A 19,101-nucleotide genomic window follows, 5' to 3' on the forward strand; every position below is an offset into this window, starting at 1 on the left:
TCAATCTAATCACGCTTACGCTACCGGACAAGGTTAATCTGATTAGATTATGACCCTGACCTATATCGAAAATAATTGTTGACAGCGTATACAAAACACGGTACCTTTATGCCATAGGTTAGTTGGTCATGCAACTAACCAAATAACGGAGGTGAAGCAATGCGCTTTGAAGCCGACAGCGTTGTGCCGTTGTATCAACAGATTGCGGATCAATTCGAAGCAGGTATTCTTAGTGGGGCTTTCCCGGAAGGATCGCAGCTTCCGTCGACAACGGTGATGGCGCGTGAATATCAGCTGAATCCGGCGACGGTGTTGCGGGGATTCAACTTGCTGGTCGATGCTGGATTGATCGAGAAACGTCGCGGGATCGGGATGTTTGTCTGCGCAGGGGCGCAGGCCCAGCTGGCCGCGCGGGAACAGGCGACTTTTGCCAGCGGCCATGTGCGTCAGCTGGTCAAGGATGCCAAGGCATTGGGGTTGGGAAAGCGGGAGCTGATCGCCGCTATCGAAAAGGAGTGGGACCATGAGTGAAATCGTGATTCGCAACGTTGCCAAGGCATACAAGCACTCGGTGCTCAAAGATGTCTCGCTGACGTTGGAAGCCGGCAAGATCTATGGGTTATTGGGACGCAACGGGGTGGGGAAAAGCACGCTGTTGCGCATCATCAATAACCGCACCCGCATCAAGCGCGGGACGGTGACGCTAGCTGGGGAGTCGGTGTCTGAAAATGAGCGCGCCCAAAATGACATCTACCTGATGAGTGACGTGAAGTTGTTTTCGCCTGATATGAAGCTCACCGCTTTGTTCAAATTAGTCGGGCAACTGTATGGCGCGTTTGATCTGGAGTTGGCGACGCATCTGTGCCAGGCGTTCAGGCTTGATTCGTCGACGAAGCTGCGGTTATTATCGACCGGGTACCAGACCATTGCTAACTTGATCATCGCGCTTTGCGTGCCTTGTGATTTTGTATTGCTTGACGAGCCGGTGCTGGGATTAGACGCGAATAACCGCGAACTTTTTTACCAAGAGCTGATGGCGACCTACGCGCAGCGACCGCGGACGTTTGTGATCGCGACGCACCTGATCGAGGAGGTCGCGGGTTTACTTAACCATATTTTTGTGATCGAAAATGGCGTTGTGTCGCTAGATGAAGACACCGAAGTCTTGCAACAGCGCGGCCGGGTGGTTTCTGGACCGGCGGCGTTAGTCGAAGATTATCTCCAAGGTGTGCCGGTGTTGCGCAAGGCGCGTCTGGGTGGGATGTTGACGGCTTACACGCTGGACGCGCCGCTTGAGCGACCGCTCCCAGAAGGCGTCAGTCTGGCCGGGATGAATTTGCAACAGCTGTTCATTGAGGTGACCCGCGAAAGGGGCGTTGACGATGAAGCTTAAAGCGATGACTTGGGCGGTAGCCAAAACAGCGCTGGGTTCTGTTGGCGGTGGCGTTATCGCTTTTATCGGCTTATCTGTGCTATTACCGTTGTTGACGATCGATGATTTGTTCGGCAATGACTGGCCTTGGGTATGTGGGATGCTAGGCGCTGTGACCGGGGTGTTGCTCGTCGGGGGTTTTATCGGCGACGGCTATCAGCTCGGGGTGCCACGCAAGGTGATGGTGCAGGTTTATCTGTTGGCACTTGGCCTAAGTGCTGTGGTGATGAGTACGCTGGTGTTGGGCTACACACAGCTGATGCGATTGCTTCCTTATCAGCTTCCCGCACAGGTACACGGTTTTGCAGGTTTCTTGCAGGCTGGGCACTTGCCAGTCTCCTGGATGTACCTGGCCGTCTTGGGCTTTGCAGCCGGAATTGTGGGGTTGTTCTTTGGCCTGGCGATGGCTTATATCCGGGTAAAAATAGCGTGGCTGTGGTTTACGATCCTGCCGATGGTTGCGATCACAGTTGCCTTACTGACCTGGTTCATTGCGATTTGGTTGATACCAGGGATGAAAAGTGCCAGTTATTACATCGCTGGTCATCCTTGGGCGCAAGTTGGTGCGATGGCGTTGTTGGCGGTGGTGTTGGCGATCATTTTCGATCGGCTGTACCGGCACCTAGACGCGCCACAGCAAGCGGGGGTGCCATCATGAAAGCACGGGTGATGTTTCGCCGCCAGATGCGCTATCTCTTCTTACCGGTCGTCTGTTGGTGGCCGGGCATGATCGCGGCCTTGTTGCTGTTCCGGTGGTTGTTTGCAACTTTGGGTTGGACGGATGACTTTCAGGTGCCATTGCTGGCGGGTTGGCTGATCGTGTGTGCGGTCATTGCGGCGACGCATTTTCGCGAGGAGTTCAATCTTGGGATGCAAACCGGTGTGAGTCGCCGTCATATTTTTACGATCACACTCGGGGTGTGGGGATTGGCACTGGCTGTGATCGTGGTGGGGCTAGGGATCGTCGCACTGGTGGCGCCAGGAACGCCGTTGTTACAAGATCTTGGCTATGTCGGGGTGTGGGATCAGACAGCTCGGGTGGCATCGGCGACGCTGGTGGTGTTGATGTTAGTCGCCGCCGCTTGTGCGGGACTGACGTTTGCCGTTGCCAATGCCACGTTGAGCCCGGCTTGGTTGTCGTTGCTGGGGATCGGGTTGTTTTGGCTGTTGTGGTGGGCGAGTTTTGCTAGCGGCAGTGCCCATTTGACCCAAAATATTGCCAACGGGAGCTTTACCGTGCATCGCACTGGTGCGGCGGCAACGCCGTATCTCTGGCCGGTATTGCTCGCGATCGTCGATGGGGCCATGTTGGTTGGTGATTGGCTAGTCGTGCGCCGGCTGGAACCGAGGGCAAAATAAGCATTAAGAAGCCGGTTATCTCGCGAGGAGGTAGCCGGCTTTTTTGGTTTCACGTGAAACCTTATGTCGTTGGCGACATCCCGTACCATTGCGTACGGAAGCGGCCAGGCGTGGTGCCAATGCGTTTGCGGAAGAGGTTGACGAAGTAGGCACTGTCATGCAGGCCAATTTGAGCGGCGATTTCTTCGTTGGAAAGATCAGTGTTGCGCAACAAAAATTTGGCGCGGGCGATACGGACATCGTTGACGTATTCGATCGGTGTGGTATCAAAGTAATACTTGAAGGACTTGGAGAGATAGGATTTGCTGATGTTGAAATGTTGCGTGATGATCGCCAGCGTCAGCTTTTCCGTGTAGTGTTCGTCGAGGTAGTCGCGGATCTGAAGTAAGATGTCTGGTGTCTTCTTGCTTTTGACGCGCATTTTGGTAAGCAAGAGGTTTGTCATCATCTCGGAAATTGTGGTTGAAATCACGAATTCATTGGTATTGCCGTCGTGATGGGCACGAATCAGGGTGTTCATGCTATCACGTAACTTCATGCTCAAGGCTTGGTCGTCAACGACGGCGTTGTGGTCTTCATAGAAACGCTGGAAGAAGTAAGGAAGCGCGTGGCCATTGGCATGCAGGAAAAACAGCGTCCAGTTGCCTTCAGCCCAGTAGTGGTGAAAATGCGTGCAGTCGATGAAAAAGATGCTGCCAGCGGCCAGTGGATACTGTTGGTTGTCGTAGTACAACGTGCCATGCCCACCGGTAGTGATCAGAAGCAAAAAAGAGCGCAGGTGGTTGCGTTTGGTGTAATAGCCGGTGTGTGCTTCGAAGAAACCAAATTCTTGAATATAGTTGAGATTTTGAATCGTGTCGTAAGTCGGCGTTTCGAATGACCAGATCGAATTCTTGGCGATATTGAGTTCGTAAGTCTGATAATAATCCATTACTAAGCCTCCGTGGACGATTATACAAAAAGTGCGGTCAATTCTTATAACTTTAGCATAAGCGCTGTGACGGCATCGGTAAAGCGCTTCCGTGAAATGAAGACGATTGTCCAATTTTTAACGGTTTTCCTCTAATGTGTCGCACGGTGGATGCGCTTACAATCTAGCTGTTGTTGAAATCACATAGCGCAAAGGAGGAATTCAGATGGCAAAAGTAAGCAAAGCCCGAGAGACGCTGACGGTATCCTTGTCCAATTTCTTGGATGCTGGTGCGATCGTCGCCGGGGCTAGCGGATTGACGTTGTGGGAAACTTATCTGCATTTGGATAATACGGCGCTGGGGTTGCTCGGCGCGGTCAGTGCCAACGGGTTTGGCGCTGCAATCGGGGCACTGTTCGGCGGTCGACTGGCAGATAAGTATGGCCGGAAGTTCATTTATAAATACGATCTACTCATCTATATGTTAGGGGTCGCCTTAGTTGCCTTTTCGATCAACTTTCCGATGTTGTTGGTCGGTTACGTGTTGACTGGGATCTCTGTTGGCGTAGTTGTTCCTGCGTCATGGAGCTATCTTGGGGAGCAGGCACCAGAAGGTAAGCGGTTTGCCAGCGTCGGCTGGGGACAGTTCTCGTGGGGCTTTGCACCGCTGATGATCTTTGTTTTGGGCGCTGGGCTGAACCAACTCGGATTATTAGGTAGTCGGATCTTGTTCGGGTTGCTGTTCGTGGTGGCGTTTGTGACCTGGATCTTGCAGCAACAGATCGAAGAATCAGAAGTCTGGACGCAGCAAAAATCTGAAGAAACCAAGGGTAATGTGAAGAAGGCACCACTGAGTGAGCTCTTCACGATCAAAGCTAATCGCCAAGCATTTATTTTAAACGCTGGTATCTATATTTCTTGGGCACTGGTGGCTGGGTTGCAAGGGTATTTCTTGCCATTCCTGTTTGAAAAAATTGGTCACATGTCCAACCTGAGTTCCAATTTACTTAATGCACTTATCTGGCTGTTAACGATTGTGTTCACCTTCTTAGTCTCGATCCGAAAAGGCGACAAATGGAATCGTAAGCTGGTGTTTAGCATCGGCTGTATTATGGAAATCGTCGCTTGGCTGATCCTGATCTACGCACCGATGGGCTGGGCTTCGCTGTTGAGTTTCGACGTCTTATGGGGCATTTCCGCCGGCTTTTCTGCCCAATGTTTCTTCGCATTATGGAGTGTCGAATTATTCAAGACACAATATCGTGGCGCCGTTCAGGGAATCATCTATTTCTTAGTTCGTGGTTCTGTCGGCCTGATTTCCATCGTTTTTCCAGCAATGCTGGCGTCGCTGGGATTCCGGTCTACTGGGTTGATCTTGATCGCGTTCTTGGTCATCCAACTTGTCATCGGCTTTGTCTACGCCCCAGAAACGCGTGGCAAGACGATTGAACAGATCGAAAAAGAACGGTACGGCAAGTAAACCAGAGCGAAGCAGGCCGGGTTTAGGCATGTGCCTAAGACAGCTTGGGCGCGTGCTGGCAAAGGCAGTGCGTGACCGAGATGACATAGACGCAATGCCGTTGTCCCGCATAGCTCGACGAATAAACCAGAGCGGAGCAGGCCGGGTTTAGGCATGTGTCTAAGGCAGCTTGGGCGCGTGCTGCCAAAGCCAGTGCGTGACCGAGATGACATAGACGCAATGCCGTTGTCCTACATAGCTCGACGAATAAACCAGAGCGGGTCGAAGAAAATAAAAGTAATTTATGAAAGGGAGACGCACATGTTTGAACAACAAGTAAAGCCAAGAGTTGGGATCTATTCAACCGGATTGAAGGCATATTGGGCACAGTTCCCGACGATGCATGACCGCTTGGCAGGCTATGGGAAGTTTATCGCTGACAAGCTGAGTGCTTGGGGTGAGGTCTATAATTTCGGGATCGTTGATGATGAAGAAAGCGGCAAGGCGGCAGGAGAGTACTTTGAGGAGCATCATGTCGATATTATTTTCTGCCATGCGGCGACTTACTGCACCAGTTCTGCCATCTTGCCCATTCACCAGCGTTGCCATGCCAAGGTGATTATTTTGAACCTGCAACCGGCATTGAACGTCAATTATGACGAAGCGACGATCGGGGAATGGTTGGCACATTGCGGCGCTTGTCCGGTCCCTGAATACTGCAACGCGTTGATGCGGGCGCACATCCCTTACAAGGTGATCAGCGGTCTGCTAGGCTTGAGTAAAACGCCGGAAGTGTCCGTCAGCAACGAAGTGACAGCAGACCGGCCGGAAGCCAAGCGTGCTTGGCGTGAAATCCACGAGTGGGTTCAAGCTGCCGCAGTTAAGCGAACGCTTGCCGAAGCGCGGATCGGGTTCTTGGGGAACACTTATGGCGGTATGCTTGACCTGTATAGCGACTTCACGATGGTCCAAGCCCAAACCGGTGTACACGTTGATGTGCTGGAGATGGACGACTTGGAAGTCGAGTTACAAAAAGTCGACCAAGCGAAAAAGCAGCAGACGCTTGATGAAATGTTGTCGATGTTTGAAATCAGTGAAGATTCGCCAAGTGAGAAACTGGCTCGCAAGCCAACAGAAGAGCAGTTGGAATGGTCGGCCCAGGTGGCGGCGGCCCAAGACGGCTTGGTGCAAAGCCATAAGCTGAATGGGTTGACGTACTACTATCATGGGAATAACAACAGTCATTTTGAACAGGTCCAAAGCGGCTTCATCGTTGGCAACTCACTGCTGACGGCTAAGCATGTGCCGTGTTCTGGGGAAGGCGATCTCAAGACTGACATTGCGATGAAAGTCTGCGATATCCTCGGTGTTGGCGGCAGCTTCTGTGAAATCGTGGTGACTGATTACAAAGACGGCACGATCTTGCTCGGCCACGACGGCCCGTTCCATCTGGCAATCGCTGATGGAAAACCAATCCTGCGGGGCTTAGGCTTATATCACGGTAAAAAAGGTAGCGGCGTGTCGGTGGAAGCCAAGGTCAAAACCGGCCCGATCACTACGTTGGGGCTGTCGCAAACCGCTGATGGCAAGTTGAAGTTTGTGATCAGCCACGGCGATTCGACCAACGGCCCGATCATGAAGATTGGCAACACGCAGACCCCTGTGCGTTTTGACACCGATCCAGACACTTATTTTGAGCGGTGGTTTGCTGAAGCCCCGACTCACCACTGTGCCATGTCGGTTGGCAACAACGTCAGTGCTTTCAAGAAAGTGGGCTATATGCTCGACATTGAAACGGTAGAAATCTAGGTAACTCGACGAAAATCCAAAAAGAAGATTGACCTACACGGCCGATCTTCTTTTTGGATGGCAGACTTATTTTCTCTCAGCTTCAACCCGTACAGCAAAACCCAGGTGGGGTATGTCGATGCCATAGTAGTGCTTAACGATCCTGCCGCGAACCAGCATGCCGTTGCGGATCGCGACGTTCATTGAGGCGAAGTTGGTGTCGCGAATGATCGACCAGACTTCTGGCTGGTTTAAATGATCAAAAGCGTATCGCTTGGCCCCGATTGCGGCTTCAGTGGCATAGCCTTGATGCCAGAACCGGCGTTGCAAAAGGTACCCGATCTCGAGCACGGCACGCTCACCAAAATTTTGCCAGGTGAGGCCGCACTGGCCGATGAATTGCTCATCTTCGCGTCGAATCAAGCCCCACAGCCCGAAGCCGTCCTCCTGATAGCGGCGCAGATTGTTATCAAGCCACGCTTGAACTTCCGCGGCACTGAAGGCGTGGGCGTAAGCGTACATGGCTTGTTCGTCTTGAAGCGTGAGGCGCAGCGACGGGATATCGGCGGGCGTCAGCGGTCGCGTGTACAAGCGGGCAGTCTGGTAGATCATGTTGGCACGCCTCCTCAGCCACGGATAATCTTGTCAACGGCTTTGCCTTTGGCGAGCTCGTCGACGACCTTATCCATCTGGCGGATCTTGGCCATCAAGGGATCGGCGATGGTTTCTACCCGCACGCCGCAGACGACACCGGTAATTTTATCGGCGCCTGCCGGCAGTGTTGCCGTCGTGAAAAAATCGCGCAAAGGCGCCGTAGACATGTGTAGTGTCTGCTCGTCATAGCCCGTCAACCAGCTCAAAACAGCGTCGAGCTCAGCTTGGGTACGTTGCTTGCGGGTAACCTTTTGCAAATAAAGCGGCTACAGCTTCGCAAAAGGCATGTTGAATAGGCGCTCGGACATGGGGTTTCCTCCTAGATGGCAAATGCCGGGTCGTAAGCGAGCGGACCGGAGATATTTTTCATGCTGCCAGGGAGCAACTCCTTGAACAAGAAAAATTGTGCGGGAATGCCGTCCGGCGGAGTGATCTGCCAGTCTGAAGCGGGCCGGTAACCGAAGCGGCCGTAGTAGGCGGGATCACCGAGGATCGAGATGCCGCGGCGGGCGTCTTCGCCGGCCTGGACTTCCAGATAGGTAATGAGGGCGCCACCGACGCCTTGATTCTGCCAGTCGGGATGCACGGCCAGCGGCGCCAGCACGAATACCGGCCATTTGCTGGCGATAGTGGCTTGGCTGAGCATGGCGTGGCCGATGACGATGCCGTCATCGTTCAGCGCGACGGCGTCGTATTCCGGATGGTAGGCGTCGCTGGCACGCAGGCGTTGCACGAGTTGGGCCTCGTGGCCGTCGGTGTATTCGGCTTTAGCGAAGGCGGTGGTGATTACGGTCAGGCTGGCATCAAGATATTGGTCAGTAATGGGTTCGATACGCATGATTGGCTTCCTTTTGACTTGAATTTAGATGCCTATATTATAGCATGTTGCCAATCGCGATTAAGGGGTGCTCAGCACTGTGCGATTATCCGCGATCGATTGCAATCAAAAACGGCGTGAAGTAGGTTCCCTCACGTCGTTGATAGTGATGATTATCGTTTAGTTAGACTGAGCGAGAAGACTATTTTTCCGTGACGTCAGAACCAAGATACTTCACGGAAAGCTTCTTCAGCGTGCCGTCAGCGCGGAGCTGCGTGATAGCTTTATTGACGGCTGTACGCAGTTTTGGACTCTTTTTGTTGAGCACGGCGGCAGATTCTGCAGGGGCAGCATCTTTGGCGTCAAGGACGGTGGCTTTTAAACCGGCAGTCGAATTAGACTTTTTGTAGTCGTTCCAGGCTGAGACGGAGTTGATGGCGCCGTCGACACGACCGTCTTTGATCGTGCCAATAACAGCCGTAAAGTTGGAGTTGGGTACCGTGGTGGCGCCAAGCTTTTTGGCGACGGCTTCGTTGTCGGTCCCGGTGCCTTCAGCCAGTTTTTTACCCTTTAGATCAGCAACAGATTTGATGGGAGATCCGGCCTTGGTGATCAGAATATAGTGTGAATAAACATAAGTGGAAGAGAAGTTGTATTGCTTCTTGCGCGCTGCGGTGGCAGTGATGTTGTCCATCGCCAGATCGAAGCGACCAGAGCCGACCCCGGCAATTAACGAATCCCACTTAGTTGGCACGATGGTGACCTTGATACCCATCTTCTTGCCGATGGCCTTCGCCAGTTCGACTTCAAAACCGGTCATCTTGCCGTTGTCTCGGTAAGCATAAGGCTTGTATTCGCCTTCGGTCCCGACGGTGAGCGTATCTTTTTTCACCAGCTCTGATTTATAAGTGGTCTTGGTGTTGCTACTGGATTTGCTAGAGTTGGAACTGGAGCAAGCGGCGAGGACGACCGTTGTCGCAATCAGAGCTGTGGCGGCAACAATGCTACGAAAAATGGTTTTCTTTGACATCATGATTACCCCTTTTTTAAAGTCGATGATTAGACTTAAGTGACTGAGTTATATGGCTTTAAACCAGTTGTTTTCGAGTGCTCATCAGCGTACCACCACGAGCACGATGACTAGGCTACCTGATCCGCTAAGTGCGCGTCACTGCGTTCTGGTATCGTCGAGCTCCGCAGGACAACGGCATTGCGCATAAGTCATCTCGGTCACGCACCGGCAAAGCCGGCACGCACCCAAGCTGCCTTATGCACATGCCTAAACCCGTCCTGCTGCGCTCTGGTTATCGTCGAGCTCCGCAAAGCAATGCGATTGCATATAAGTCGTTCCGGTCACGCACGGCTTTGCCGTACGCACCCAGACCGCCTTCTATACATCGCTAAGTCCGCTTTGCTACGCTCTGGTCTCGTATCCTCGAGCTCCACAGGACAACGGCATTGCGTATAAGTCATCTTGGTCACGCACTGGCGTTGCCAGCACGCACCCAAGCTGTCTTATACACATGCCTAAGACCGTCCTGTTCCGCTCTGGTTAGAGTGTAAAGGTCATTGATGCGATGAAGTTCTTGATGCGTTCGTCGTCGGATTTGAAGAAGCCTTCAGTGGGGCCGTCGTAGCGCATGACGCCGTGCTCCAGGAAGAGGATTTTGTTGGCGACTTGCTTGGCGAAGGCCATGTTGTGGGTGACGATGATCATCGATTGTTCTTCGTTGTGGATTTTCAAGAGCACTTTCAAAACATCAAGTTCGAGTTCTGGATCCAAGGCGCTGGTCGGTTCATCCAACAGAATGTAACGGGGATGCATGGCCAAGGAGCGGGCGATCGCGACACGCTGGGCTTGGCCGCCGGAGAGTTGAGATGGGAAGGCGTCGGCCTTGTCTGCCAGCCCGACGCTTTCGAGCAATTCGTGAGCTTCTTTGGTAGCCTTATCTTTAGGCGTCTTAAGCACGTGGACGGGACCTTCGATGATGTTTTTGAGCACCGTCAAATGTGGGAAAAGGTTGAAGCTTTGAAATACCATCTCTGTATATTGTCTCGCAGCAAGCGTTGTTTTGCTAGAAATCTGCTCGGCGTAATCGATCGTTAAGTCGTCGAGATGCAAGAGCCCACTTTCGGGATGTTCGAGTAAGTTAAGGCTGCGAAGGAAGGTCGATTTCCCAGAACCAGAAGGCCCCAAGATGACGGATGTTTCGCGTTCGGGGAAGCTGGTCGAGATGTTGTTCAACACGACGTTGTCGCCGAAGCTTTTGGATAGATTTTCAACAGAGATCATGCGTTAGCACCTCCTTGGGTTGGCAACAGATATGCGGAAGACTTCTTCTCCAGCCATTTTTGTAGCCAGGATAGCACGGTGCAGAACACGGCGTAGATCAAGGCGACCAGCGTGTACATCAAGAGCGGCTGGTAGTTCGCCGCGGCGATCTGCTGGCTGACTTCGAACATTTCGACGATGGTGATCGATGCCGCCAGACTGGTGTCTTTGACCAATCCGATAAAGGAGTTGGATAACGGCGGCAGTGCGATCCGCAAGGCCTGCGGAATGATGATCCGACGAAGCACCATCGTCCGCGGCATCCCGATCGCATACGCCGCTTCCCATTGGCCTTCCGGCACGGACAACAGCGCCGCCCGCACGGTTTCCGCACAGTAGGCCCCAGTGTTCAAAGAGAAGGTGATGATGCCGGCGGTGTATGGATCAAGCTTGATACCGTTTGGAAAAAGACCGGGGATGATCAGATACGGCAGGCCGAAGTAGACGATAAACAGTTGGACTAACAGCGGTGTGCTCCGGAACAGCCAGACGTAAAAGCTGGCGATCCCGCGCAAGATGCTGAAGGCGCCGCGCTTGGCGCTGATGCGCGTCAATGCGACCAGCAAAGCGATGATCAGACCGATGACGAATGAGATGATCGCGATCGGGATCGTATATTTAAGCCCGGCAACGAGCAGCTGCGGGGTCGATTGGGTGATGATTTTCCACATGGTAATTAGGTTCCTCCATCAATGTTTGTCCTCGTTGAAATAGGTTTGAGGCTTACAATGGTTAATTGTACCCGTTATGAGAGACAAAGAAAACGCCGCCCTCGACTAGTGACATCACTAGCCAAGGACGGCGTAATCTCCGCGTTACCACCTTGGGTTTGAAGCCACCTCACGATGGTTTCCTTCGCAGGTACTCGGCGGAATACCCAAGCTCAATAACGGGAGTGACCGTCGCCGACTAACCATTGCTCGTCGGCAAAGACAATTGAAGACCATCTTCATCCGTAGTTTCTGACTCTTCACACCATCCAGAGTCTCTCTTGCAAGAGACCACGGTCTACTCATCTTTAGCACGTCAAATATTGGTTATAATGCTATCTTGATTTAATCAAGATGTCAATAAAATCTCATCGAATCCAGTTATTTGACGTCGCGACTTGCGGCAGGTGCTTGGACCTGGAAGGAAACGATCAGCGCCACGACCGCGAGGATCAAGACGAAAATGAAACCGTAGTGGCTGCCACTGGTCAAGCCAGCGACGCCGGCTTGCTGAGCGCTACCCAAGGCGATCATTGAGGTCGCAATGGCGGTGGAAACCGCCCCGATAATCTGCTGTAACGTGTTCAAGATCGCAGACCCGTCGGCGCTTTGGGCGCCTTCAAGGCTGTTCAACCCGTAAGTTTGTGATGGCGACATTGCCAGCGGCGCACCGATCATCAAGACGACGTGCCCGAAGATCACCCATGCCAAGGAGCTGTGGGCGTTGGCCGACAAAAGGATCAAGACCCCGAGGATCGCGACCACAAAACCGACACGGCTAAGCGTTTTGGCACCATGCGTGTCGTACATACGGCCGGCAATCGCAGATACCAAGGCGTTAACGATCCCGCCTGGTAACATCACGATCCCAGTCAAGGCAACAGGCAGGTGCATGACGCGTTGCAGGAACATTGGCAACAGGTACATCGAAGCCAAGATGACCCCAAAGTCGAGCATGACCAACAGCGTGCCGACAGTAAAGCGGCGGGTGTTGAAGACATGCAAGTTGAGCATGGGCTTATCTAAGTTGAGCTGACGGCGGGCATATAATGCCAAGAAAACAATCCCGACGATCAAGGCAATCAGCACCCGTGCAGACAACCAGCCGGCAGAAGCGGCGGAAGAAGCCCCGATGACGATGCCGGCAAAACCGATGGTTGATTCAATGATCGACAACCAATCGACAGGCGTCTTGGTTTGTTCATAGACATTGTCAAGGTTGATGGCGGCAAAAACGAAGGCGACGACTAAAAACGGCACGAACAACCAGAAGATGAAGCGCCAGGACAATTTAGCCAGCAACAAGCCAGTGATGGTCGGGCCGATGGCAGGGGCGAACATGATGACCAAAGCGGCCATCCCCATGACGGCGCCAAGTTTATGCGGCGGGAAGATCAACATCGCGACAGAAAACATCAGCGGTAAAACAAGGCCAGTCCCGATACCCTGAATCATCCGGCCGAACAAGACGACAGGGAAGGCAGAACCGAGGGCGGAGATCACCGCGCCAACGATGAAGGCGCCGAGGGCGAACAAGACGATTTTTTTTGTCGTGAAGCGCTTGGTCAGCAGGCTTGATAGCGGCATGCAGATCCCGATAACAAGCATGTAGCCGGTAACCAGCCACTGCACGGTGCCTTGGCTGACGCTGAGGGCGGTCATCAAAGATGGCAGCGCGATGTTCAGTGCAGTTTCAGAGAACATGCCGACAAACGAGCCGATCATCAAGCCGACCATTGCCAGCGCCGGATGCGCGATCTGAACGCGCGCTTTCGGCATTGATTGTGATAATTCCATAATTGAAGCAAACTCCTTTACTCATTAAGTGAATTTTCCCCGCAAAAAAACGCCACAGCACGAGGCCATGGCGTGATACCCCAAGACAGATAGGCGGAGTCTGGGGGTGATAATAATCATCATTGCAGTTTACGGTTGGTTATCATACCAGATAACCGGCGTCGGTGTAACCCCCAGTTTCAGAAAAATCCGAAATTGCTTGCACAGCTGGTGGGTTTCCTTCAATGAACTGCCATGCTATAATTTGGGTATCAAAAAAGACGCCGTGCGCCAACGCAGCGTCCTTGCAGGCCGTTAAAAGCGTGGCAAGAGAATACAACAATCAAAAGACCGTGAAACTCCTGCCGAGAAGTTTACTTACGGTCTTTTTGATTGCCTGTGATCGCTAAAACGATGGTGACGACGAGGTCGATAACGGTCAAAATCAAAAAATGCCCCCTGATCCGCGTCACTTGCACAGGATCAGGGGGGCATTTTCATTTGTGGATTTTAGTCGGGTTCAACTGCGGTACCGCGATTTTGGAAAGCGGCCAAGGCGGCGCGAGCGATCGGGCCGACGATGATCAGCTGCAGTGGCAGTGCCATGAACAAGTTGAAGATCCAGGTGTGCAGGTAGGTCAAGACGATGTTGCCGGCGAAGTTGTGGGTCACGATGATCCCAAACGCTGACATCAAGGTCACCATTCCGGCAACCATCAGGATCGAAATCCAGATGCCGATGATGATCGGCTTTTTTTCCATTTCAGGCTTGAAGATATGATTGAAGAACAACTTCTTGGCGTTGGGACCGACGACACCGAGGTCGAGGATCAACGCGATCACCAGCGCCAGCGGATAGCCGCGCAAGACTTCTAAGATGTACTCGGCGGAGAAGCCGTCAGATAAAGCGACGTTGTAACCCGCCATGACGAACACCATTAAGCCGGCCATGATGAGACTGAAGAATAATTCTTCTTTGAAATTTTTAGGCATGTATACTCCTGTGTGGACTCGGAATTTTGGTAGGTAGAGTCAGCCCTCAGGCCTATACGGAACCAATCGACAAAAGTTGTCGTCCACAGCAGTTATTAACACTACCAGAAAATTTCAATATGCGTAAGCATTATTTTCAGAAAATTTTATGATTGGCGTCTTGAGGCTGATACCACGCCGATACGGCGGCGATGGTAGCCGTATCCAAGTAGCGGACTTCGAGCTGTTTGTTGCCATCGCCGCGGCGGACGTTCACGCGCAGGTGGGCTTTGGCCCGCTTGTCGAGCCAGAAGCTGGAAGCCGTCGTCAGCGACTGGATGTTTTCGCGGCGGACGATGTACTGGGTGCGCGTCCAGAGGTTGCCGGTTTGTACCGCGAGGCGATGGGCGTCGATGATGGCGACGCCGGCGTTGCGCGCGGCATAGCGAGCCTGGAAGCCAGCAACGACCAACCAGCCGATACTCAACAGGCTAACTAGCCACAGCCAGTGGTGAGCGAAAGCGGCGGTGATCCCGACCACCGCGGCGACGATCAGCAAATTAGGCAACAAGAGGTTGCGCATATAATAGTAATAACTGGTTTGCGGGACCTTGGTCAGCGTCGGTGCGGTAGATGGCAACCAGCCAACGAACGGTTGCATGGTCGGATAGACTTGCGTGCTTTTGACTACCGGCATCAACACCAGATCGTTGTTGTTTTCGTCATCTGCGGCGTTGCTGGCGGTGAGTGCCTGCACCGTCGTTAGACCGAACAGCTGTCTGAGGATGCTTTGCTGTAGCTGGGCGGCCTGGATGCGCGCCAAGCGAACACTGACGGTGTTGCGCTTGAAAAAGCCGCGCGTCGCCGTCAACGTATTGGCGTCGCGGGTGAGGGTGAAGTGGTAGTAGCGCTGCAACAAGTTGAGATACGAGATCACGATGGCAATGACCAAGGCGAACACCACCAGCCCAACGATCACCAGCACGGCCAGGTGGGCGAGGCTGTCGACGGCTCGGTGCTGCCAGGCGTCGGGGATCAAGTCGTCCAGCTTGTTCCAGGCACCACCGACCACTGCCAGGATCGGCAGGAAGCCGAGGCTGGTCAGGGCGTAGATGTTCAGGTCGCGGCTGTTGATGTGATAGGTCGCTTGCGGTTCGCCTGCAGGCGTCGCCACTGGGGTGTCGCTGACCGGTGGCACTGGTTGGTGGTGGCGGCGGGCTTCGATATCAACAGCGACGCTGAGCGGCACGGCAAACAGCGTCCCTTCGCCTTTTTTACTGTCTTGGCCAGAGGTCTCGATGCTCAGACTTTCCAGCCCGAACGGTTGCAGGAAAAACCACTGCTGGCGGCGTAGGGTCTGAATGTTGGCGTAGGGGATGTGGCGAATTTTTTTGACGAACAGGCCGGAGTTGATCGTGACGTCTTGCGCTTCTAAGGCGTAGGTGAAACGCCAGTAGCGGATCACCGCGAAGCCGACGATCACAACGACCATCCCGACGATCGTCAGGATGTCGATCAGGCCAAACGTGCCGCGAAACCCGTTGGCGGCGACCAGAATAACCAGGAAATACCAAGTCTTGAGTTCATCGAAAATCAACAGTGGTAAGGCCAAAATCGGCATCCGCTTAGGCGTCATCGCGGGCCTCCTTGGCCAGTTGCATGATCTTATCACGCAACTCTGCGGCCACATCTAAGGTGACGCCGGCGATTTCGTGCTTATCTGAAGCGGTCTGCACCTGGACGGCTTGCAGATGTTGCCACTGTAGCAACGGCCCGGCTTCCAGCGTGACATTTTGGATCCTCGTGATCGGGATCGCCGTTGATTTGCGAAAGATGAAGCCACTGCGCAGGTAAACAGCGGTGGCGGTGATCTGATAACGCCAGAAGTTGTAACGATACGGGATCAAGACGAAGTGGCAGCCGGCATGTACGACCGCCGCCCCCACGGCGATGCCTGCCAGCCACAGCGGCCAGTGCCAGAAGTGGTTGGCGACCGCTAACCCGATTGCGATGACCAGCCAGATCGCCCCGTCGATCACAGCTCGCATCCGCCATACCCGTTTGATCTGCGGTGGTAGTTGCTTTTGCATGGAAATCCCTCCTCCAAGTATGCCCAATTTGCCCTAAGTGTATCAATTAGTGATGGGCTTAACAAGCGGTGCGAGATTCACTTGGAGACGACAAAAAAGCGCAACCATGGCGGCGGCGCTTTGCATGAATAGGTCATGATCTATTACTAAACGAGTGGTGCGTATACTAGTTCGACGAGGTCTTTGTGCGTGGCGAAGTTGATGGTGATGATCCGCTGCTCCAAGATTTTTTGGTACTCTTCAAGTACATCGTATGGCAATGGTGTCAACAGGTGCAGGTCGTCGATGACATCGGCGACACTTTCCGTGGTATCAAAATCGATGAAGATATCGATTTTACTTAGGCAATCGGACAAAAGCGCAGAGAGCTGGGCATCCGGCTTGCCGCTGTCATCGGTGATCACCACTTGCTGGTGATTCAAGGGCTGATGATCGAACTTGATCAGTTTTAAGGCGTTGAAAACATTCATAGAAGACTCTCCTCGTTTGCACTACCGAATAAACTATCTTGATTTTAGCACAATGCGGGCAGATTAACCGGAGAAAAGCATCTGGGTGGTTCAGAAGATAGACGTGTGCGACTGAGACGAAAAAAGTATTGGACGCTAAGGGGCCAGGCAGGGCGCGGGTTAAAAGCTAAAGTGTGTTATTTTTTCGAAAAAAAGTCTTGACACAGTCGGTGGACGCGCTTAATATCTGGACTAATCAATAACGACAGCGAGATGAGTAGTCACAATCATGCTTACAGAGAGACCGGGGGTGGTGGAACCGGTCAGCTATGATATGACGAAGATGGTCTAGCGAAATGTCAGACAGGGTGAGCTTATGTGAACTCGGTCCGGTGCGTCCGATATACGCGCGTCTTCTTGTGACGAGGAGACGCAAGGATAGTGTAGTGGACTGCGCTATTAATGACGAGTGGTACCGCGCGAAAGCGCCTCGGGGATAATACCGAGGCGCTTTTTTTGTCTATTTTTACCAGAGAAGCGCTGACCATTAGGAGTATGTTAATTCATTTAGTATGCTCTTTACGATTATTTAGTAAAATAAAGTGTTAATTTAAAGTTGACATGATGATATTTCGATGATATTGTGATCACAATAATTAATTGATGGCAAGCGAATGAGTAGTTCAAGGGATGTCTTGCAGAGAGGCCGGGGTTGGTGAAACCGGCTAGAGATGCCTGAACGAAGATGGTTCGCATGATTGCTAATGATACGAGGGAAACCAAGTGTCATTCGGATACGCCCGATATCGCGTCCGGATTCGCTCAATGTTGAGCTGATCCTATGAGGATGGTGGAATTTTTTTGCCATCGAAAACGAGTGGTACCGCGTGCAAACGCCTCGTAGCAAATATAATGCTGCGAGGCGTTTTTTTGTTCCAATGAGAAATAAGGAGTGATGATGATGTGTCGACTACGTCCGCACAAAGTCAACTCATGGCTGCTGATATGGCGTGGTAGTGGGTTGAGGAATTCGAAGATGTGATGGTGAGATAGTGGTGTTTTGATCAGCCCAAGAAGGGGGAACCAGCTATGTTTTTTGACAGTCGTTATCTGTATACGTTATTTCCGCAGATTATCAAGGCGTTGCCGGTGACTTTTGCAATTGTGATTGTGGCGACTCTTGGGGGCTTGTTGCTCGGATTACTCTTGGCATACTTTCGTTTAGAACGGGTGCCGCTGTTGAACTGGATCAGTTCACTGTACGTCTCGTTCATTCAAGGGACGCCAATCATCGTGCAACTATTTGTCGTTTATTACGGGGCACCCAACGTACTTGCCATGATAGGAATCGATGTTTCTAGTATGAGCAAAATCTCGTTCATGTTCATTGCTTACGGGTTAAATTCAGCTGCGTATTTTGGAGAAATTATTCGTGGTGCAATTAACGATATTCCACGTACACAGTTTGATGCTGCCTATGCGGTGGGGATGACCAAGCTACAAACCTATCGCGCATTTATCATTCCCCAAGCCATTAAAGAGATGATACCCAACATTGAAGTTTCGATTGTATCACTGTTACAAAATTCTTCGTTGGCCACATATCTTGGCATCATGGACGTGATGGGTAAAGCACAATTGGTTGGTACTAATACAGGGCACCAAATGGAAGCTTTTATTGACGCAATGTTGATCTTTATGGCACTGAGTCTGCTCATCCATTATCTATTTGCACATTTCACTGGTGTAAAGAGGCGGATAACGTTCAGATTATTTTCTGTCACGCCTATTACCCAACCACTTCAGGTTACAAAGAAAAATGTTATAGGGGAAAATAAATGAAATTTAAACGTATTGTAGCATTAGCGGCGGTAGTCGCCATCGGTTTGATTGCTACCGGTTGCGGTAGCAAAAAGGCAGCAGTTAAAACTGTTACTGTCGGAACTGGAACAAACTTTCGCCCGTTTGTTTACCAAGATAAGCATGGTAATGATACCGGATATGAAATTGCTTTAATCAAAGCAATCGATAAGAAGTTACCACAGTATAAATTTAAGATCTCGCATTATGATTTCTCGAATCTTTTTCCAGCACTGAAGAACCGTCGTATCGATATGGTTGCCAATCAGCTGGAATCCAATGCGGAGCGTCGTAAGCTATATCAATTCAGTAAAGTCGGCTATACCAATTATGATTTACACATTGTATCTCTGTACGGTAAATACAACCTGGATTATTCATAGAATTTCAAAAAAGCAGCGCAATCCCATGATTCACACGGGACTGCGCTGCTTTGGTGTTTCACCCATTGGGTGCGCCTATATGCTAAGGTTGAGTCGACGAAAACCATCAC

Annotated in this window: 20 protein-coding genes; 8 read left to right on the forward strand and 12 right to left on the reverse strand. The window is 52.0% G+C overall.

Going from position 1 to position 19,101, the window contains the following annotated elements; all coding sequences use genetic code 11:
* Positions 1 to 159: 159 nt before the first annotated feature.
* Genes ACYVRB_RS07805 through ACYVRB_RS07820 form a run of 4 tightly spaced genes read left to right on the forward strand, consistent with a single transcriptional unit; the run spans position 160 to position 2,791 of the window.
* Complete coding sequence (locus tag ACYVRB_RS07805) at positions 160 to 531, forward strand: GntR family transcriptional regulator (RefSeq protein WP_461214593.1); 372 nt, start codon at positions 160 to 162, stop codon at positions 529 to 531.
* A complete protein-coding gene (locus ACYVRB_RS07810; RefSeq protein ID WP_461214594.1) occupies positions 524 to 1,393 on the forward strand; it encodes an ATP-binding cassette domain-containing protein in 870 nt (289 codons plus the stop codon). Before ACYVRB_RS07805 ends, ACYVRB_RS07810 begins: the two co-directional genes overlap by 8 nt.
* The gene (locus ACYVRB_RS07815) at positions 1,383 to 2,090 is read left to right on the forward strand and encodes a hypothetical protein (protein ID WP_461214595.1); all 708 of its coding nucleotides are present in this window, start codon (positions 1,383 to 1,385) and stop codon (positions 2,088 to 2,090) included. Before ACYVRB_RS07810 ends, ACYVRB_RS07815 begins: the two co-directional genes overlap by 11 nt.
* Positions 2,087 to 2,791, forward strand: coding sequence for a hypothetical protein (locus ACYVRB_RS07820; RefSeq protein WP_461214596.1), 705 nt, complete (start codon positions 2,087 to 2,089; stop codon positions 2,789 to 2,791). Before ACYVRB_RS07815 ends, ACYVRB_RS07820 begins: the two co-directional genes overlap by 4 nt.
* Before the next feature lie 61 nt (positions 2,792 to 2,852).
* Here ACYVRB_RS07820 and ACYVRB_RS07825 read toward each other — a convergent pair whose 3' ends face one another.
* On the reverse strand, positions 2,853 to 3,722 hold the full coding sequence (locus ACYVRB_RS07825; protein WP_461214597.1) for a helix-turn-helix transcriptional regulator: 870 nt from the start codon (positions 3,720 to 3,722) through the stop codon (positions 2,853 to 2,855).
* Positions 3,723 to 3,927: 205 nt separating this feature from the next.
* Here ACYVRB_RS07825 and ACYVRB_RS07830 point away from each other — a divergent pair, with 205 nt between their 5' ends.
* On the forward strand, positions 3,928 to 5,181 hold the full coding sequence (locus tag ACYVRB_RS07830; protein ID WP_461214598.1) for an MFS transporter: 1,254 nt from the start codon (positions 3,928 to 3,930) through the stop codon (positions 5,179 to 5,181).
* Positions 5,182 to 5,481: 300 nt separating this feature from the next.
* The gene (locus ACYVRB_RS07835; RefSeq protein ID WP_461214599.1) at positions 5,482 to 6,969 is read left to right on the forward strand and encodes a hypothetical protein; all 1,488 of its coding nucleotides are present in this window, start codon (positions 5,482 to 5,484) and stop codon (positions 6,967 to 6,969) included.
* A 66-nt stretch (positions 6,970 to 7,035) separates the two neighbouring features.
* Here ACYVRB_RS07835 and ACYVRB_RS07840 read toward each other — a convergent pair whose 3' ends face one another.
* From ACYVRB_RS07840 to ACYVRB_RS07890, 11 genes are all read right to left on the reverse strand, one after another.
* Positions 7,036 to 7,560 carry a GNAT family N-acetyltransferase gene (locus ACYVRB_RS07840; RefSeq protein WP_461214600.1) on the reverse strand — a complete coding sequence of 175 codons (525 nt, stop codon included), beginning with the start codon at positions 7,558 to 7,560 and terminating at the stop codon, positions 7,036 to 7,038.
* A 14-nt stretch (positions 7,561 to 7,574) separates the two neighbouring features.
* Entirely contained in the window at positions 7,575 to 7,859 is a 285-nt protein-coding gene (locus ACYVRB_RS07845) for a DUF2200 family protein (RefSeq protein ID WP_461214601.1), read from the reverse strand.
* Positions 7,860 to 7,921: 62 nt separating this feature from the next.
* Complete coding sequence (locus ACYVRB_RS07850) at positions 7,922 to 8,440, reverse strand: GNAT family N-acetyltransferase (RefSeq protein ID WP_461214602.1); 519 nt, start codon at positions 8,438 to 8,440, stop codon at positions 7,922 to 7,924.
* A gap of 181 nt (positions 8,441 to 8,621) precedes the next feature.
* A complete protein-coding gene (locus tag ACYVRB_RS07855) occupies positions 8,622 to 9,452 on the reverse strand; it encodes a transporter substrate-binding domain-containing protein (protein WP_461214603.1) in 831 nt (276 codons plus the stop codon).
* Positions 9,453 to 9,971: 519 nt separating this feature from the next.
* Positions 9,972 to 10,712, reverse strand: coding sequence for an amino acid ABC transporter ATP-binding protein (locus ACYVRB_RS07860; protein ID WP_461214604.1), 741 nt, complete (start codon positions 10,710 to 10,712; stop codon positions 9,972 to 9,974).
* Positions 10,709 to 11,422 (reverse strand): amino acid ABC transporter permease, encoded by a 714-nt coding sequence (locus tag ACYVRB_RS07865; protein WP_461214605.1) that lies wholly within the window; start codon positions 11,420 to 11,422, stop codon positions 10,709 to 10,711. The genes ACYVRB_RS07860 and ACYVRB_RS07865 overlap by 4 nt, the downstream gene beginning before the upstream one ends.
* 420 nt (positions 11,423 to 11,842) lie before the next feature.
* On the reverse strand, positions 11,843 to 13,258 hold the full coding sequence (locus ACYVRB_RS07870) for a DHA2 family efflux MFS transporter permease subunit (RefSeq protein WP_461214606.1): 1,416 nt from the start codon (positions 13,256 to 13,258) through the stop codon (positions 11,843 to 11,845).
* A 489-nt stretch (positions 13,259 to 13,747) separates the two neighbouring features.
* Positions 13,748 to 14,230, reverse strand: a complete 483-nt coding sequence (locus ACYVRB_RS07875) for a DUF2798 domain-containing protein (RefSeq protein WP_461214607.1) — start codon at positions 14,228 to 14,230, stop codon at positions 13,748 to 13,750.
* A 136-nt stretch (positions 14,231 to 14,366) separates the two neighbouring features.
* Positions 14,367 to 15,845 carry a PH domain-containing protein gene (locus ACYVRB_RS07880; RefSeq protein WP_461214608.1) on the reverse strand — a complete coding sequence of 493 codons (1,479 nt, stop codon included), beginning with the start codon at positions 15,843 to 15,845 and terminating at the stop codon, positions 14,367 to 14,369.
* On the reverse strand, positions 15,835 to 16,299 hold the full coding sequence (locus tag ACYVRB_RS07885) for a PH domain-containing protein (protein WP_461214609.1): 465 nt from the start codon (positions 16,297 to 16,299) through the stop codon (positions 15,835 to 15,837). The genes ACYVRB_RS07880 and ACYVRB_RS07885 overlap by 11 nt, the downstream gene beginning before the upstream one ends.
* A 146-nt stretch (positions 16,300 to 16,445) precedes the next feature.
* Positions 16,446 to 16,769: a hypothetical protein gene (locus tag ACYVRB_RS07890; protein ID WP_461214610.1), complete on the reverse strand. Its 324-nt coding sequence runs from the start codon at positions 16,767 to 16,769 to the stop codon at positions 16,446 to 16,448.
* A gap of 1,068 nt (positions 16,770 to 17,837) precedes the next feature.
* On the opposite strand from ACYVRB_RS07890, the gene ACYVRB_RS07895 reads away from it, so the two are divergent.
* Both ACYVRB_RS07895 and ACYVRB_RS07900 read left to right on the forward strand, forming a co-directional pair.
* Positions 17,838 to 18,590 (forward strand): amino acid ABC transporter permease, encoded by a 753-nt coding sequence (locus tag ACYVRB_RS07895; RefSeq protein ID WP_461214611.1) that lies wholly within the window; start codon positions 17,838 to 17,840, stop codon positions 18,588 to 18,590.
* The gene (locus ACYVRB_RS07900) at positions 18,587 to 18,991 is read left to right on the forward strand and encodes a transporter substrate-binding domain-containing protein (RefSeq protein WP_461214612.1); all 405 of its coding nucleotides are present in this window, start codon (positions 18,587 to 18,589) and stop codon (positions 18,989 to 18,991) included. The genes ACYVRB_RS07895 and ACYVRB_RS07900 overlap by 4 nt, the downstream gene beginning before the upstream one ends.
* Positions 18,992 to 19,101: the final 110 nt, after the last annotated feature.

This window comes from Lacticaseibacillus boliensis, from assembly GCF_054784775.1.